This is a genomic window from Rufibacter hautae, from assembly GCF_008271695.1.
GTDB lineage: Bacteria > Bacteroidota > Bacteroidia > Cytophagales > Hymenobacteraceae > Nibribacter > Nibribacter hautae.
This window is the reverse complement of the sequence record NZ_VKKY01000001.1, coordinates 382,243-399,287: the sequence shown is the minus strand read 5'-3', so window position 1 is coordinate 399,287 and position 17,045 is coordinate 382,243. Positions and strand designations below refer to the sequence as shown.

Below are 17,045 nucleotides of genomic sequence, written 5' to 3'. Positions count from 1 at the left end.
TGCAAATTCGGTTCAATAAAAAAGAAACATACTCTCAGTGGAGAACCACGGCGTTACAGGGTAACGCCGCTACGGTTTAGGCCTATTTTTACGATAACGCACCATAATAATTAAACCTTAGAAACCGGATCCAGCAAAGGCATGAAAAGCTGATCCTCAAAGCACCAGGCCCAGCTTTCGCTGAGTTCTGCTGAGGTCACTACCGGGTGTTTCGTTTCCAGGTAATGTTTGGTTGCGTGCTTGTTAGGGGAAGAGTCACAGCAGTGAGTTTCGCCGCAGGTCTGGCAGAGGCGCAGGTGTACCCAGGTGCTACCCATGGCTACGCATTGGGCGCATACGTGGGAAGCGGCCGGTTTCAGGTGCTCTGGGGAGGGCAGGTGCGAGCAGGTTTTGGGTTCCATATGTAGAGTAGATCTTAGGTTTCAGCGAGGTATTCGTGCACGTATTTGATGGCCATGGCGCCTTCGCCTACCGCAGAGGCCACGCGATTCATGGCACCAGCTCTAACATCGCCGGCGGCAAAAATACCCGGCACGCAGGTCTCCAGCAGGTACGGGTCGCGGGGCAGTTTCCAGGTTTTCTGGAAGAGTGGGTACTTCTGCAGATCGCGGCCGGTTTCCACGCAGCCTTTGGAGTTCTTGATGATGTCCAGCTTGATCCAGTCAGTGTAAGGTTTGGCCCCGATGAAGATGAACAGGGCATCGGCGAGTACGGTCCGGGATAAGGTCTCCTGGTCGTTGCTCAACACCAAGTGGGTAAGCCGTTGGTCGCCGTGGGCCTCCGTTACCTGGGTGAACGGCAGGAGCTGGATGTTGGGTGTTCCCTGGATCTGGGTGATCAGGTACTGCGACATGGTGCTGCTTAGGTCGGGCTTCCGGATGATGATGTACACCTGGGCCGCGTACTTGGACAGGTGCATGGCCGCTTGGCCCGCCGAGTTGCCGCCTCCTACAATGTAGACCTGTTTGTCCTTGAACGCATGCGCTTCGGTCATGGCGGCACCGTAATACACCCCAGCCCCCGTGAATTCTTCTATGCCCGGGGCCTCCAATTTCCGGTAGTCCACGCCCGTGGTAATGATAATGCTCCGGCTGCTGATCTCGCTACCGTTGGCTAGGCGCAGAATCTTGTATTGATCCTGCAACCTGATTTCCACCACTTCCTGCGGCGAAAGGAACTCGGTACCCAGGCGGGTGGCCTGCGCAATGGCACGGTGCGCCAGGTCGCTGCCGCTGAGCCCATTGGGGAAACCCAGGTAATTCTCGATGCGGGAACTGCTGCCCGCCTGTCCGCCAGGGGCGCGTTTGTCAATGAGCAAGGTGCGCAGGCCTTCCGAGGCCCCATACACCGCGCCCGCCAATCCGGCCGGGCCGGCCCCAATCAAGACCACGTCATACAAGGGATTGATGGCGTTGGATTTCAGGCCCAGTTTCTGCGCGATGGACGGAATCTCCGGTTGGCAGAGAAAGGAACCGTCTTCAAAGAACACCACGGGCAGTTGGCTCTCATTCAGGTTGTTCAGGCGCAACAGCTCCATGGCCTGGTTCTGCTCGTCCACGTTCAGCCATTGGAAAGGGAACAGGTTGGCACCCAGAAAATCCTTGAGGTGGTGCGATTTAGGGGACCACTGGTTCCCGATGACCCGCAGGCCAATGTACTCCGGTATAAAGGTGGCCTGCCATTCATCCAGCAAATCCTGCAACACCGGGTAAAGCCGCTCTTCGGGCGGGTCCCAAGGCTTGAGAAGATAGTAGTTGAGGCCTACCGCGTTAATGGCTTTGATGGCGGCCTCGGTGTCTGAATACGCGGTTAAGAGCACCCGTTTGGCATCTGGGTATATTTTAATGGCCTGCTCCATGAAATCCACGCCGGGCATCTCGGGCATGCGCTGGTCACAGACAAACAGGGCAATGGTCTCGCTTTGGTTTTTAAGCGTTTTCAGGCTTTCCAATGCTTCCAGGGCCGAGGTGGTGCTCAGGACTTTGTAGTCTTTCCGGAACTGTTGCCGGATGTCCCGCACCAGGGCCTTGAGCACCTGGGTGTCATCGTCTAACGCAAAAATAATGGGTTGTTTCATGGGTGATTTCTCAAAAGAAGAGGTAAAACGGAGGGCCTCACAGCGGCAGTTGCACGGTGAAGGTGGTTTGGCTAGGAACCGATTCCACAAAGATCTCAGCATCATGGTGCTGGATGATCTTCCGCACGATGTCCAGCCCCAGGCCGCTGCCTTTGCCTACGGGCTTGGTGGTGAAAAACGGATCAAAGATGCGGCTCATGGCTTCCTGGGGAATACCGGTGCCGTTATCAGTGATGCTCACCTTGACTTTAGTCCCTTCTGGCCAGGCCTTGATGGCAATGGTTCCCTGGTCTGGGGCGGCGTCAATGGCATTGTCTAGCAGGTTGGTCCAGACCTGGTTCAGCTCACCGGGATACACCGAGACGGCCGGTAAATTGGGGGCATAGGTTTCCTGCACCTGGATGCGCTTTTCCTTTAATTTGTGGCCCAGCATGGTTAAGGTGCTCTGGATGCCGGCGGGTAAGGGAACCTGCTGCTTGGCTTGCGACTGGTCCATGTGCGAGTAGGTTTTCACGGCGCTCACCAGCTCAAAAATCCGCTGCGAGGCCACCTGGATGTCATTGATCACGCGCTCGGTGCTGAGGGCGTTGGCCACCCATTCCAGCACCTCGCTCAGGTTTTGGCCTTCCAGGATTTTTTCCACGTGGTCCAGGTCCTCCAGGCCCAGGCCCGTCTCCACAAAAGTATCGGCCAGGGCATAGGTGTTTTCTAGCTGGCGGTCTTCCAGCCATTCCAGCAACTCGTCTTCCTGGCGGCTTCTTTCCAGCATGGAATGGTTGCTCAGCTTGCAGTTCTGAATTTTGGCGAAGGTGAATTCCACCACCTGGTCTACCTGGGCGGGGCTCAGGTGCATCATCATCACGCGCTTGAATTTCTGCGGAACGTTGTGGTGGATGCGCAGCAACTCGGCGGAGCTCCGCACGATGGCGGCAGAAGGGTTGTTGAGTTCGTGGGCCAAGCCCGCCGATAACTTACCTAACGCCATGAGTTTCTCGTTGAACTGCTGCATCTGGGTGAAATCCCGCACCCGATCCGTCATGATGCTCACCAGCACCTGCAGCAAATCGGGGTTGTTCCGCTCCAGTTCCAGGAAGTTGCTTTTGTGCAGCACCAGCAGCAGCGTAGGCTTGGTTGCTACGCCCTGGCCTTTGGTATGGGTTAGCCTGGAAAGCGGCATCACGCCGGTGATTTCCCCTTTATGGAACGAGAATACTTGTTGCAGTCTCCCGCTTTCCACCAACTGCACGTCTACCTGACCTTCCAGCACCACGTACATATTCTCAGCGGGGTCTCCCTTCTCAAAAAGTGTCTGTCCGGGCAGAAGCTCCTGTAAGTGGCCGTGCTCCAGCAGCCAGGAGAGTTGCTCTAAAGGGACTTGCCTGAAAATGGCCAGGTCTTGAAGTTCGGCGGCGGCGGTTATTTTCATGGCGTAGGTGGAAGAATGATCTTGAGTCAATATACAGAAAAACAGCTTTTAACCGCTTTTCTGGTGTGTTAAATTTAGGAGCCCTGCAGGGCGATAGAGAACTTGACAGCGGCATTTCTCAGGAAAAGAACCTCCTTCAGATTGGCCTGATGCGAAAGCCCTGGGCTACAAAAAAGCCCCGCTGCCGGAAACAGCGGGGCTTTTTAAGGTCATTTTTTAGAAAATAGGTTTAAAGCACCACTTTGCTGTCTTTGTCCTTGAAGACGCTGAGCGCCGCCGACTGGACTTTCTGCTTGTAACCGGCCCAAACCGTGGAGAAGAAGGTGTTGACCTTGCCTACGGCTTCCTGGGTGAGGGTTTCTGACTGCTCTACCAGTTGGGTCTCGGTTTGGGTGATGGGCTCAGTGCGACCGTTCACGTAAGAGCGCGCTTCCTGCAGTTTGGACACCGCCGTGAGCTGGGCCGGACGGCCGTAGCCCTGGCGGGTGAGGCCCTGCCCCTGGATCATGTCGCGGTAAGACTTGATGGAATCCTGCATGGCTTTGGTGCTGCGCTGCAACTCGGCTTTCTCTTTGCCGCTGGCGAGTTTCAGTTGGGTATTGATGGCCTCGGTGGCCTCAGAGGCTTCCTGCAGGCGGTCCAGCACCTCGTTCAGTTGCTGCGTCTGCTTGTTCAGGCGCTCGCCCAATTGCCGGCGGGCCATCACGTTCTCCTTCTGGAACGGGAAACGCGGGTCTGGCTTCACGGTCAAGAAAGTAGAGTCTTTGCTGCCCGCGTATTGCATCACTAGTTTGTACGTGCCGGGTAGCACAGGATTGCCCGATGGCTCTCCGCTGCCACCCCGCTGGCCACGTCCACCGCTTGGTTGCCGAATTCCGCGCTCGGTCAGGTTCCAGTTCATCCGCTGGAACCCTAAAGTGGAGTCTGGCTTTTGGCGCAGGGTCCTGATGAGTTTGTTGTCTGCGTCAAAGATGCGGAGCTGCAAGGAATCTGCCTTCACGTGGGCCACGGCCGGCACCGAGGCGCTGTCACGGGCGGGCAGGGAAGTGGCCATGCGCTCACCGGTTTCTTTGTTCAGCTCGGTGGCAGCCTTTTTCTTTTTAGGTGCCGGCTTTTTACCACTGGCCGGGGCTGGCGTAGTGGCTTTGGGTTTGATGTAAAAAGTGACCGTAGCGCCAGTGGGCTTGTTGGGAGCCTGGTACAGGTTGTCGGCCTCGGAGCCGTAGCCGGGGGCCGTGGCATAGGAAGCGAGGTAAGCTTCTGACGGTTCAAACACGGCAAACGGTTTTTGCAGCGTTTTCCCATTATCAGCGGCTAACTGGCGCAAGGGTTTGATGTTATCCAGCACATACAAAGCGCGGCCAAAGGTCCCGATGACCAGATCCGCCTCCCGCTCCTGAATGGCTAGGTCCATGACCGGCACGGATGGCAAACCTTGGGTCCACTGGGTCCAGTCTTTGCCCTCGTTGATGCTCACCCACAGGCCGTGCTCAGTGCCGGTGAACATCAGGTTGGGTTGCGTAGGATCCTGCAAAAAGGCAAGGGCGTAGCCGCGTACTTTCTTATCATCTACCAGGCGGGTCCAAGTTTTTCCGAAGTCTACCGTGCGGTACACGTAGGCGCTGAAATCCTTCCCGAAACGGTAATGGTTGGCCACCACAAAGGCCTCGCCTGCGCGGTGGCGCGAAGCGGTGATCTGCGGAATCCAGGCCTCGGCGGGTAAACCGGGCAGGCGGTCGCGCAGGTTCGACCAGGTTTTGCCGCCGTCGCGGGTGAGCTGCACGTGGCCGTCATCGGTACCTATCCAAATCACGCCTTGTTGAAGCGTGCTAGGCGCGATGGTGAGAATGGTGTTGTGGTTCTCGGCGGAGGTGATGTCCAGACTAAGGCCACCACTCTCTATCTGTTTCTGTTGCGCGGGGTTGTTGCGGGTAAGATCTGGCGAGATGGTTTTCCAGGTTAGGCCTTTATCGGCAGACTGGTGCAGGAACTGGCTCGCGTAGAAAATGCCGCCTTTGTTGAACGGGTCCAGCGCGATGGCTGCGTTCCAGTTAAAGCGCAGTTTGGTTTTGAGGTCAGGCGCGGTGGGCTTGGCAATGTAAGAGCGGCCAGTGGTTTTGTCGTACCGGGCCAGGCTGCCGCCCTGTGACATCGCGTACCCGAAGTTTGGATCCTCCGGATCTGGTACCACGTCAAAGCCGTCTCCGCCTTGCACCGATAACCAATAATAATTGCGCAGGCCGCCGCGGGTGAACGTGTACGCCGGACCCGTCCAGGAGCCGTTGTCCTGCAAGCCGCCATACACGTTGTAAGGCACGGCATTGTCTACGTTCACGTGGTAAAACTGCCCCAGCGGAAGCACCTCGGGGAAACTCCAGGTCTTGCCCCGGTCTCGGCTGATGGCCAGACCGCCGTCGTTCCCGTCCAGAATCAAGTTCGGGTTCTCCGGATGAATCCAGAAGGCTTGGTGGTCGGCGTGTACGGCATCCATGGAAGCGGTCACGTTGAACGTCTTGCCGCCGTCTTCGCTCACCGACACCGGTTGGTAGAGCATGTAAATGCGGTTTTCGTTCTTGGGGTCCACGTAGATCTCGTTGAAGTAGAATGCGCGGTTGGTCACGATGGAAGGATCCTCGGTCACCTTGGTCCATTTCTCGCCGCCATCGTCTGAGCGGTACAGCCCGTTTTTGGTGGCCTCTACCATGGCGTAGATGCGGCTGGGCATGCTGCGGCTCTGCGCCAGCCCCAAACGCCCGAAATCACCGGCCGGCAACCCATCTGCGGCACCTTTCTTGCGCCAGGTCTTCCCTCCGTCATAAGTGATGTATAATCCAGATCCGGGGCCTCCCGATTTAAAGTCCCAGCCCGTGCGGCGGTGTTCCCACATGGCCACTACCAACTTATTCGGATTGCTGGCATCCATAAACATCTCGGCCACGCCCGATTTCTCATTCGTGAACAGCACGCGCTCCCAGCTCTGGCCGCCGTTGGTGGTCTTGTACAAGCCGCGCTCCGGGTGATCGCCGAAAGGCAAACCAATCACGCCCGCGTACACCACGTCTGGGTTGGAAGGGTCAATGATAATGCGGTGGATGTTGAAGGTCTTGTCCAAGCCCATGTGTTTCCAGGTACGGCCACCATCAATGCTTTTGTAGATGCCGTTGCCCATGTTCACCGAGTTGCGCGGATTGCCCTCGCCGGTACCCACCCACACCACGCTGGGGTTGCTCTGCTGCACCGCAATAGACCCGATGTTGATGTTGGGCTGCTCGTCAAAGACCGGGGTGAAGGTGGTGCCGCCGTTCTCGCTTTTCCAGACGCCACCCGAGGCCGCGCCCACGTACATAATATCGGGGTTACTCACCACCGCGTCAATGGCCGTCACCCGGCCGCTCATCACGCCCGGGCCAATGCTGCGTGCCTTCATCTGGTTGAACTGCGCCATGGGCAATTTTTGCGCCTGCGCCTGCCCCAGGGCCAGCAAAGACAGGAAGAAGAGCTTGGGTAAATGTTTAATCATAAAGGGGAAGTAGTTTGTGTAGGTTGGTTTGTGCCTCTAAATGTAAGGAACTAAGCGCAGGTTTGGAAGCCGTACAAAAATGAGCCCGTTTATGCCCTGTTCCTACAAAAACAGCCCCTAAACGAGATTAGATAAAAGTGCCAACCTGTAAATTTTTGAAGGTTTGGCGATTTAGGCAGTGCCGGTGAAAAAGGAGTAGCCGGCAGGAACCAAGGTTTTATCCGGCGAAGCAGTACCACCGGAAAGAGGCCAATTTTGCGTAACTTACGGGGCAAATCACCAGATAAGACCACATGAAAAAGCTTTTGATACTACTAGGGCTAGGCGCCCTGGCATTGACCCAGCCAGCCGCGGCCCAGGTCTATAAACCGCAGGAACCACTGGCGCACACCTATTCCATTGTGGCCCGCGACCCAAAAACCGGCGAGATGGCCGTTGCCGTGCAAAGCCACTGGTTCTCAGTAGGCACGTCTGTGAGTTGGGGCGAAGCCGGGGTGGGCGTGGTAGCTACCCAATCGTTCACGAACAAATCCTTCGGGCTGCGCGGACTAGCTTTGATGAAACAAGGCAAAACCGCGGAGGAAACCCTGAAGCTCTTGCTCGCCAATGATCCGGGCCGCGAGGTGCGCCAAGTAGCCATCCTGGATGCGAAAGGCGGCGTGGCCACCCATACCGGTAAGAAATGCATTACCTACGCCGGGCACATCACCGGCAAAGACTTCTCGGTACAAGCCAACATGATGCTGAACGAGACCGTGTGGCCGGCCATGGCCAAGGCCTTTGAGCAGAACTCACACCTGCCGTTGGCCGAGCGGATGCTGGCTGTGCTGGACGCCGCCGAAGCCCAGGGCGGGGACATCAGGGGAAGACAATCGGCGGCGCTGTTGGTGGTACCCGGCAAAAGCAAAAAAGAACCCTGGAACGAACGGTTGGTGGACCTGCGGGTAGATGACCACGAACTGCCCTTACGGGAACTGCGCCGCCTGCTTACCGTGCAGCGCGCCTATGAGCACATGAACAACGGCGACCTGGCCGTGGAGAAAAACGACATGGCGCTGGCCATGAAAGAATACAGCGCTGCCGAGCAACTGCAGCCCAACAACCTGGAAATGCAGTACTGGCACGGGATCACGCTGGCCAACACCGGAAAAGTAGACGAGGCCATCAAAATCCTGGAGCCCGTTTTCAAAGCCGATGCTAACTGGCGCACCCTCACCGAGCGTCTCCCCCCGGTTGGCCTGCTTACCGTTTCCGCGGCAGATTTGAAAAAGATCCTTGAAACCAAATAGCCCTGCTAGCAGCCAAACACGCTCTCAAAAAATCGGCGCACTATTTCGGTTTCTGCGGGCTGCGTTGTAAATCGCGGCTCAGAACCTATCCCAAACAAACGAACCAACATGCTTCGCTTTCTCAAACAGATTACCCTGGCGGCGGCCCTCAGTCTGCCGTTGGCAGCCGGTGCCCAGAACCAGGATTCCCTGCACATCCGCAAGATTTACGATGTGGCGCTTACCCAGGGACAGAGTTATGACCAACTGCGCTACCTCACCAGCCGCATTGGCGCCCGCCTGAGCGGCTCTCCGCAGGCCGCGGCCGCCGTGGAGTGGGCCCGCCAGGAAATGGAAAAAATGGGGCTGGACCGGGTGTATCTGCAGGAAGTAATGGTGCCGCACTGGGTACGGGGCGAGAAAGAATACGCGGCCATCGTGAACTCCAAAATTACGCCCACCCGCGAGGTCAACGTGCTGGCCCTGGGCGGCTCAGTGGCAACGCCTGCTACCGGACTCACCGCTGAGGTTATAGAAGTCAACAGCCTGGACGAGCTGAAGAAACTGGGCAAGAAAAAGGTGCAGGGCAAGATCGTGTTCTTCAACCGCGGCTTCGACCAAACCCACATCATTACGGGGCATGCCTACCGCGGCGCCGTAGACCAACGCTCCAGCGGACCATCCGAGGCCGGGCGACTGGGCGCAGTAGGCGTGGTGGTACGCTCCATGGCCTCCAACAACGATGATTTCCCGCATACCGGCGGTCTTCGCTACGCCGAGGATGCTCCTAGAATCCCAGCCGTGGCCATCAGCACCAAAGGCGCCGATTTATTGGCCAAATTGCTGAAAGAAGACCAGAAACTGCAGTTTCACCTGCGCATAAACCCGCAGTGGCTGCCCGATGTGCTCAGCTACAACGTCATTGGTGAGATTAAAGGCACCGAGAAACCCGACGAGATTATTGTGGTAGGCGGCCACCTGGATAGCTGGGACATAGGAGAGGGTGCCCACGATGACGGCACCGGTTGCGTCCAGTCTATGGAAGTCTTGCGCCTGATGCGCGCCATGGGCTACAAACCCAAGCGCACCATCAGGGCGGTGATGTACATGAACGAGGAAAACGGCCTGCGCGGTGGCACCAAGTACGCCGAGGTCGCCAAAAAGCAGGGCGAGAAACACATTGCCGCCATTGAGTCAGATGCCGGCGGATTCACGCCTCGCGGCTTCGGAATTGCCACCACTACTGAGGTTGCTTACCAGAAAGCCTTCGCCTGGAGACAACTGCTTGCTCCCTACGGCCTGCACGACATTGACCGCGAAGGCGGCGGCGCCGATATCGGTCCGCTCAAGGATGACCGCGTGGCCCTCATCGGGTTCCGGCCAGATTCCCAGCGCTACTTTGACATCCACCACACCGCCAACGACACCTTCGACAAAGTAAACCGCCGCGAACTGGAACTTGGCGGCGCCTCCATGGCGGCTTTGGTGTATTTGATTGATAAGTACGGGTTGTAGTATTGTCACCTAACCAACGGAAAAGCCTGTGATGAACGTCACAGGCTTTTTTGATGTGTTTTTCAGAAAAGGGCTTTAAATCGGAAAGGCAAATTTATGTAACTATGGCGCGGAAGTAACTTCCGCGCCATAGTGAGTTTTGTTGATTTATGGAAAGTAGATATCTGGTTCATCTTGTTGCAATAAACTTTTCAAACTGAATTTTATGACCAGATTGATCTTCGTGGTTTTTTTCTTAGGGTTAACTTTCAACGCTTTTTCTTCAAGCTGTGTCAGGCCAAATGAAAAAAATTGGCTGCCAATTGTTCAGCAGTATATTCAGGAAAGTGATGCCATTTTTATTGGGGAAGTAATTGGGGCAAAAAATCATACTACTATCATAAAAGTCTTAGACGTTTTTAAGGGTAAGGTAAGTACTGACACAGTCTATTTAAGTGCTGATCTCAGATATGAGTCTTTGGGATTTATAAAGAAGTGGCCTTTAGGAGTAACAATTTTTTATACTCAACCAACGAGCGCTAATTCATATGTAGAGTTCCTTATCAATAATAGTTGCGGTATGTCAAGGAATCTAACAGAATTGCCGACGTTCACGCCTGTTGTACCAGTAACGCAAGATGTGCTTAGTGGAATGACTTATGATGAAGATAAATTGCTTAGAGAAGTAGAAGCCAGTTATCGGCAGATTCAACCATTCTTGCTTAAAAACTGGATCAACGAGTACGCTTTGCTCAACGCTTACCGCAACAATCACCGGGAAGAGGAAGAACCACAATCCAGCAAATCAGATTATCTTTCTTATCTCGCAGTAGCGCTTTCTCTGGTCGCCGTTTTAGTGGCCTTTTACAGAAAACAGCGGTGAAAGGATAAGGACCAAAGCCTCCTTTCTCACCCGCGGGAAATCTCCCGCAAGACCCGTACCTTTGCCGATGGGTTAAACTGACTGCGCTTGAAAAAAATCCTCATCATCCGGTTCTCTTCCATTGGCGATATTGTGCTCACCACGCCGGTTATCCGGTGCGTGAAAGAGCAGGTGCCGGGGGCAGAGGTTCATTTCTGCACCAAGGCTGCCTTCCGGAATATCATCTCCAGCAACCCGTACGTGGACAAGGTGTTCTGCCTGGAGAATTCCCTAAAGGAGTTGCTGCTGCAGTTGAAAGCCGAGCGGTATGACCTAATTCTGGACCTGCACAACAACCTGCGCACCCGCGTTCTGAAATCCCGCCTGGGCCGACCCGCCCGAAGCTTCGATAAACTCAATTATCAGAAGTGGCTTTTGGTGAAATTCAAGATCAACCGGATGCCCGATGTACACATCGTGGACCGTTACCTGGCTACCGCAGCTCCTTTGGGCGTGCACAACGACGGAAAAGGGCTGGATTATTTTATCCCGGAGAAGGACGAGGTAGACCTGAGTACTTTGCCGGAGTCTCACCAGAAAGGCTATTACGCCCTGGCCATCGGGGCCCAGCATTATACCAAACGCCTTCCGGTGGACCGCCTGATTGAACTGTGCGAGAAAATCAACGGACCCGTTGTGCTGTTGGGAGGCAAAGAGGATATGCCTATTGCCCGCATGATGGAGGTGTTTTTCAGCTCGGAACCCTACTTCTCCCGCGAGTTCCCCCGGCCCGAGAACCGAACGGTCATCTACAACGCCTGCGGAAAGTACAACCTCAACGGATCGGCCTCGCTGGTGCGGCAGGCGCAGGCCGTCTTCAGCCACGATACCGGTTTAATGCACATCGCGGCGGCCTTCCAGAAAAAGATCTACAGCATCTGGGGAAACACCGTGCCTGCCTTCGGGATGTACCCCTACACCCAGGACTTTGAGACGATGGAGGTAAAGAACCTGTATTGCCGCCCCTGCTCCAAAATAGGTTACTCCAAATGCCCAGAGGGGCACTTCCGCTGCATGCGTGAAATCAACTTCGACTTCCAGTTACCCCTAGTGGATCGCACAATTTAAGTCTCTGAAGGAAGAGGTAATTTTAGCCTGATTTCGGGAAATGACGTAGAAAATGGCAAACCAACCTCTATGTTATGGCCGCCAAACCCATTCTCTACGGTGCCGATTGGTGCAAGAAAACCATTGCCATCCAAGACTATTTCAAAATGCATGACGTGGCGTATGACTACATCAACGTAGAGCAAAGCGACGAGGGCATGCAAACCATCAAAGACATGAACCGCGGTAAAGTGCGTTTCCCCATGGTGGTAGTAGGCGAGCAAACCCCCATGAAGAACCCCTCCCCAGAAGAGTTGGATGCTGCCCTGGCCGGGAATGGGTAGGTTGTAGTTAATAATATGTCGTGTATGGAAAAGGGCAACCACAAGGGATTGCCCCTACAATGGTTTGCTTGTGTGAATGCAAGCTTCTGCTTCTAGAAAATTCTATGCTCACGGCAGTTGCAAACTGCCGGTCATTTTGGGTCCAAGTCACAGACTTGAACCAGGTAAAGTTAACCCACCCCTACCCCTCCGAGGAGGGGAATAAAAACGTCCCGATAGCTCCCTCCTTGGCAAAGATCAGGCGGGACCGCTGTTTCAAAAAACAAAGGCTTTGACCTAGCTCACCAATTCCAGCCTTTCGGTTGAGCGCCTTGTCAGGTTCCGGTGCCGCAGGCATTGCGACCGCAGGGAGCAAAGGAAGCTGGCGCAGCGCGAGGCCGGAAGGCGGGGCCTCGCGGCCGTGAGCGCTCGGAGCCCCGCAATGCAACAATAAAGCTCATGAACCCACGAAAACTACGGCGCTACGCCAGCACAAACAGACTACGCGTGCAGAATAAAGTCCTCCCTCCAAACTCATAATACCAAAAAGCGTTTCAAACCTGTTTTTTCCAAAACAAGCCTGAAACGCTTCATGAATCCAGAGGAAGAACCTTCTAAAAGAACTTTCCTATTTGGTAATCATTTCAAACCCAGTGAAAGCCTGCAACGCCTTCGGTAACCTGATGCCTTCCGGCGTCTGGTTGTTTTCCAATAACGCCGCTACAATACGAGGAAGAGCAAGAGCGCTACCGTTCAACGTGTGCAGCAATTGCGGCTTGCCGCCTTCGGTGCGTTGACGCAGTTTCAGGCGGTTGGCCTGGTAGGTTTCAAAGTTGGAGACAGAGCTTACTTCCAGCCATCGGCCTTGGGCCGCAGAGTACACTTCCATGTCATAAGTGAGGGCAGAGGTGAAGCCCATGTCGCCGCCGCAGAGACGGAGCACGCGGTAGGGCAGTTCCAGTTTCTGGAGCAGCCCCTGGATGTACTGGCTCATCTCCTCCAGCGCCTGGTAGGATTTTTCCGGTGCCTGAATTTGCACGATCTCTACTTTGTCAAACTGGTGCAGGCGGTTAAGGCCGCGCACATCGGCACCCCAGGAGCCGGCCTCGCGGCGGAAGCAGGGGGTATAGCCTACGTTCTTGATGGGCAGTTTGCCGCCGTCTATGATCTCGTCGCGGTAGAGGTTGGTGATAGGCACCTCGGCCGTAGGGATCAGGTAAAGGTTGTCTGCGGTGGCGTGGTACATCTGGCCTTCTTTGTCAGGAAGTTGGCCGGTGCCGTAGCCGGAGGCTTCATTTACCACAATAGGCGGCTGCACCTCGGTGTAGCCGGCTTTGAGGGCTTCGTCTAAAAAGAAATTGATGAGTGCGCGCTGCAAACGGGCCCCCTGGCCTTTGTATACCGGAAAACCTGCCCCGGTGATCTTAATGCCCAGTTCAAAGTCAATGATGTCATATTGCTTGATGAGTTCCCAGTGCGGCTGGGCGTTCTCGGGCAAAGTTGGGATAGTACCATGTTCCAACACCACCTCGTTGTCCTCGGCAGAACGGCCGGCGGGCACGCTGCTGTGCGGAATATTGGGCAGCTTATAGAGCGCCTGCTGCAGGGCCTGCTCCAGGTTCTGCACTTCCTCGTCCAGAGACTTGGTGCGCAATTTAAGGTCGGCGGTTTCGGTTTTGAGGGCTTCGGCCTGCTCTTTCTGGCCGCTTTTCATGAGGCCGCCAATTTCCTTGGCCAAGGCGTTGGCGCGGCCCAGGAGCTCATCGCGCTCGGTTTGCAGGGACCGGCGTTTCTGGTCCAGGTCCAGCAAAGCCTCTACTTCCTGGGCGGCATTTGGATAGTTTCTTTTCTGCAAGCCAGCAAGAACAAGATCGGTTTGCTCGCGTAAAACGGGTATCTGTAACATGGTGCGTCTGGTTATCTGTACGCAAAAATAGAATATTTTGGATAGGCAGCGGCAAAGGGCACTTTTTTATGAAAATTTGTGTAACTTTATATATTAATTTTCTCGTACTGCTTGTAAAATAGAACAAGGCTGTCTAACATTGCAGTACATTTTCTGAACGACCGTCATCCGGGTTCTTCATTACTCTTACACACCAAGTTTTTTCCTGTTTTTATCCGTCTGCCCGTTGCGCTCTGCAACTGCTATGCATTTAAACCGAATAGCTAATTCATTCAATTTATGTACAACATTGACGAGTTGAAAGATTCTCTTCTTTCAGAACTCAAAGAGATTGCTGAGAACCTCGGCGTCACGAACTTCAAGAAGCTCAGCAAGCAAGACCTGATCTACAAAATCCTGGATCAGCAGGCCGTTACCCCCCTTGAGAATCTCCCCAAAAAATATAAAAAATCATCGCGCAAGGCAGACGAAACCGCCGATGCCCCGGTTGCCGTAGCTGAAGCCGCTGCCCCTGAGGCCCTGGTAGCTGACGCGCCCGCCCCTGTGGCTGCCCCTGTGGCAGAAGAACCGATTTTAGCTGCCGTGGAAGAAGCACCTGCCCCAGCTCCGGCCCGCCGCCCGGCCAGAACTGCCCCAGAGCGTCCGGCCAGAGCAGAGCGTGCACCGGCTACCGCGCGGGAAGAACGCGTACGCACCCCTAGCGCCCTGCGCGAAGAGAACCGCGAACCAGCTACGCGCCCTGAGCCTCGCGAAACCCGTGAGCCGCGTGAGAATACTACGCCTCGTGAGAACAGCGCCCCTCGGGAAAACCGCCCTGAGCCCCGTGAGAGCCGCATGCAGCCGCGTGAATTCCAGCCGCGTGAACCACGTGAGCAACGGGAGCCAAGAGAAAACAATGCGCCGCGCGAACAGCGGGAGCCCAGAGAGCAACGTGAGCCCAGAGAATTCCAGGCCCGCGAACCGAGAGAGAATACTACCAGAGAGCCACGCGAGCAGCGCGAACCCAGAGAGAACGGGAACGTGAACCGCGAGCCACGCGAGAATAACAACAATCGCGAAAACAGCAATAATAACAACCCTAACTGGCAGAACCGCCGCGAGCCCAATCAGAACCAGAATCAGAACCGGCCGCAGCAAAACACCAACAACGTCAATTACCGTGAGTTTGACGGCGTTATCGCCAATGAAGGTGTATTGGAATTGATGCAAGACGGGTACGGGTTCCTGCGCTCGGCGCACTACCATTACCTGGCCAGCCCAGATGATATCTACGTGTCTCCGTCGCAGATCAAATTGTTCGGTTTGAAGACCGGTGACAGCGTGAAAGGCACCGTGCGGGCCCCGAAAGAAGGCGAGAAATATTTCGCGTTGCTGAAGGTAGACTCCGTGAACGGCCGTACGACAGAGGAGATTAGAGACCGGATTCCGTTCCAGCATTTAACGCCTCTTTTCCCGGAAGAGCGCCTGAAACTGACCACGCGTTCCAGCCAATATTCTACCCGCATCATGGACCTGTTCGCCCCAATAGGAAAAGGACAGCGTGGTTTGATCGTGGCTCAGCCGAAAACCGGTAAAACGGTGTTGCTGAAAGAGATCGCGAACGCTATTACTGAGAATCACCCCGAGGTGTACTTGATGATCTTGTTGATTGACGAGCGCCCGGAAGAGGTAACCGACATGGCCCGCAGCGTGAAAGCAGAGGTAATTGCCTCTACTTTTGACGAGCAAGCCGAGCGCCACGTGAAGATCTCCAGCATTGTGTTGGACAAAGCCAAGCGCATGGTAGAGTGCGGGCACGATGTGGTTATTCTGTTAGATTCCATCACTCGTCTGGCCCGTGCTTATAACACCGTGGTTCCGTCTTCCGGTAAAATCCTATCGGGTGGGGTGGATGCCAACGCGCTGCACAAACCTAAGCGTTTCTTCGGGGCGGCCCGTAACGTGGAGAACGGCGGCTCACTGACCATCATCGCTACCGCGCTGATTGACACTGGTTCTAAAATGGACGAGGTGATCTTTGAAGAATTCAAAGGAACCGGTAACATGGAACTTCAACTGGACCGCAAATTGGCCAACAAGCGCGTGTACCCAGCCATCGACGTGCCGGCTTCCGGTACTCGCCGCGAGGACCTGCTCATGGACCGCGACGAACTCAGCCGTGTTTGGATCCTGCGCAAGTTTATGTCAGACATGAATTCCGTGGAGGCCATGGAGTTCCTGAAAGACCGCATGAAAGGCACCAAAGACAACGACGAGTTCCTGATTTCCATGAACAGCTAGTCTTAGCCATACTTTACAACAAGAAGGCCCCGCAGAGAAATCTGCGGGGCCTTCTTCGTTTATCGGCTTTCCTGTTTCGGGCCTGTTTTCAGGAAATAAACCCCAAACAGGAGTGAAATTTATTACTTTCCTCTAGTCGTTCTTCTATCCCCCGAAGCTGCCGTAACGCACGGCTTTCTTCTGGGCAGCGTCATAGACCAACAGGCGGCCATCTTCTTTGCCCAGCATGTACTTAAACCCGATGGCTTTGGGATTGGCCTGGATGCGTTTCCAGGTGGTCTCATTCACGAAGGAGGCCTCTACAGGGGCGTTAGGGGCGATGGCGGGTTCCACAAAATCGGCATTCTCCACAAAACCCTCCATGCGTTTGAGGATGTAGTTCTCGCGTTCGGCTGGGGTGGCAGTTGCGTTTTCCATCTCATAGACCATGCTGGCCTCCAGATCCGCGGCCGGGAAATTTTCCTCGTAAATGGTGGTGCCGTCCTGGGTGGTGATGGTGAATTCGACTTCGCCTTTGGCGATGGAATTGCCGTGCAGGGCCAGCCGAAAGAAATCTGGCTTCTCAGGCGAGGAGAACGGATGGGTACGCTGTACAATGTGTTGCACCGGTTGCGCAGAACCGCTGGCGGCGGTTTTCTTGGCAGGGGTGCCGGAAGAGCCAGTGGAGGTGGATGTGGCAGTTTCTTCTGACGGCGAAGATTGGCAACTGAACAAAAAGGCCAGTACCGCTACCCAATAGATTTTCAGCATGTTTTCAGAGATTTGGCCTAAAAACGATGTAC

At 55.1% G+C, this 17,045-nt stretch carries 12 protein-coding genes; 6 read left to right on the top strand and 6 right to left on the bottom strand.

Annotation, left to right across the window (positions count from 1 at the left end):
• Positions 1 to 110: 110 nt before the first annotated feature.
• The 4 genes from FOA19_RS01655 to FOA19_RS01640 all read right to left on the bottom strand — a co-directional run bounded on the left by FOA19_RS01655 (position 111) and on the right by FOA19_RS01640 (position 7,023).
• On the bottom strand, positions 111 to 401 hold the full coding sequence (locus FOA19_RS01655; protein ID WP_149089062.1) for a UBP-type zinc finger domain-containing protein: 291 nt from the start codon (positions 399 to 401) through the stop codon (positions 111 to 113).
• A gap of 14 nt (positions 402 to 415) precedes the next feature.
• Positions 416 to 2,077, bottom strand: coding sequence for an FAD-dependent oxidoreductase (locus tag FOA19_RS01650; protein ID WP_149089061.1), 1,662 nt, complete (start codon positions 2,075 to 2,077; stop codon positions 416 to 418).
• Positions 2,078 to 2,114: 37 nt separating this feature from the next.
• Entirely contained in the window at positions 2,115 to 3,503 is a 1,389-nt protein-coding gene (locus FOA19_RS01645; protein WP_149089060.1) for an ATP-binding protein, read from the bottom strand.
• A gap of 229 nt (positions 3,504 to 3,732) precedes the next feature.
• A complete protein-coding gene (locus FOA19_RS01640; protein WP_149089059.1) occupies positions 3,733 to 7,023 on the bottom strand; it encodes a VPS10 domain-containing protein in 3,291 nt (1,096 codons plus the stop codon).
• A 293-nt stretch (positions 7,024 to 7,316) separates the two neighbouring features.
• Here FOA19_RS01640 and FOA19_RS01635 point away from each other — a divergent pair, with 293 nt between their 5' ends.
• The 5 genes from FOA19_RS01635 to FOA19_RS01615 all read left to right on the top strand — a co-directional run bounded on the left by FOA19_RS01635 (position 7,317) and on the right by FOA19_RS01615 (position 12,098).
• Positions 7,317 to 8,312: a DUF1028 domain-containing protein gene (locus FOA19_RS01635; protein WP_149089058.1), complete on the top strand. Its 996-nt coding sequence runs from the start codon at positions 7,317 to 7,319 to the stop codon at positions 8,310 to 8,312.
• Between the two features lie 108 nt (positions 8,313 to 8,420).
• Complete coding sequence (locus FOA19_RS01630; protein ID WP_149089057.1) at positions 8,421 to 9,806, top strand: M28 family peptidase; 1,386 nt, start codon at positions 8,421 to 8,423, stop codon at positions 9,804 to 9,806.
• Between the two features lie 205 nt (positions 9,807 to 10,011).
• Positions 10,012 to 10,668 carry a hypothetical protein gene (locus FOA19_RS01625; protein WP_149089056.1) on the top strand — a complete coding sequence of 219 codons (657 nt, stop codon included), beginning with the start codon at positions 10,012 to 10,014 and terminating at the stop codon, positions 10,666 to 10,668.
• Positions 10,669 to 10,755: 87 nt separating this feature from the next.
• The gene (locus FOA19_RS01620) at positions 10,756 to 11,775 is read left to right on the top strand and encodes a glycosyltransferase family 9 protein (RefSeq protein WP_149089055.1); all 1,020 of its coding nucleotides are present in this window, start codon (positions 10,756 to 10,758) and stop codon (positions 11,773 to 11,775) included.
• Between the two features lie 74 nt (positions 11,776 to 11,849).
• Positions 11,850 to 12,098: a glutaredoxin family protein gene (locus tag FOA19_RS01615; protein ID WP_149089054.1), complete on the top strand. Its 249-nt coding sequence runs from the start codon at positions 11,850 to 11,852 to the stop codon at positions 12,096 to 12,098.
• Positions 12,099 to 12,705: 607 nt separating this feature from the next.
• Here FOA19_RS01615 and serS read toward each other — a convergent pair.
• Entirely contained in the window at positions 12,706 to 13,983 is a 1,278-nt protein-coding gene (gene serS, locus FOA19_RS01610) for a serine--tRNA ligase (RefSeq protein WP_149089053.1), read from the bottom strand.
• 279 nt (positions 13,984 to 14,262) lie between these two features.
• On the opposite strand from serS, the gene rho reads away from it, so the two are divergent.
• Positions 14,263 to 16,263 (top strand): transcription termination factor Rho, encoded by a 2,001-nt coding sequence (rho, locus tag FOA19_RS01605; protein WP_149089052.1) that lies wholly within the window; start codon positions 14,263 to 14,265, stop codon positions 16,261 to 16,263.
• Between the two features lie 144 nt (positions 16,264 to 16,407).
• Here rho and FOA19_RS01600 read toward each other — a convergent pair whose 3' ends face one another.
• A complete protein-coding gene (locus tag FOA19_RS01600) occupies positions 16,408 to 17,013 on the bottom strand; it encodes a hypothetical protein (protein WP_149089051.1) in 606 nt (201 codons plus the stop codon).
• Positions 17,014 to 17,045 lie beyond the last annotated feature (32 nt).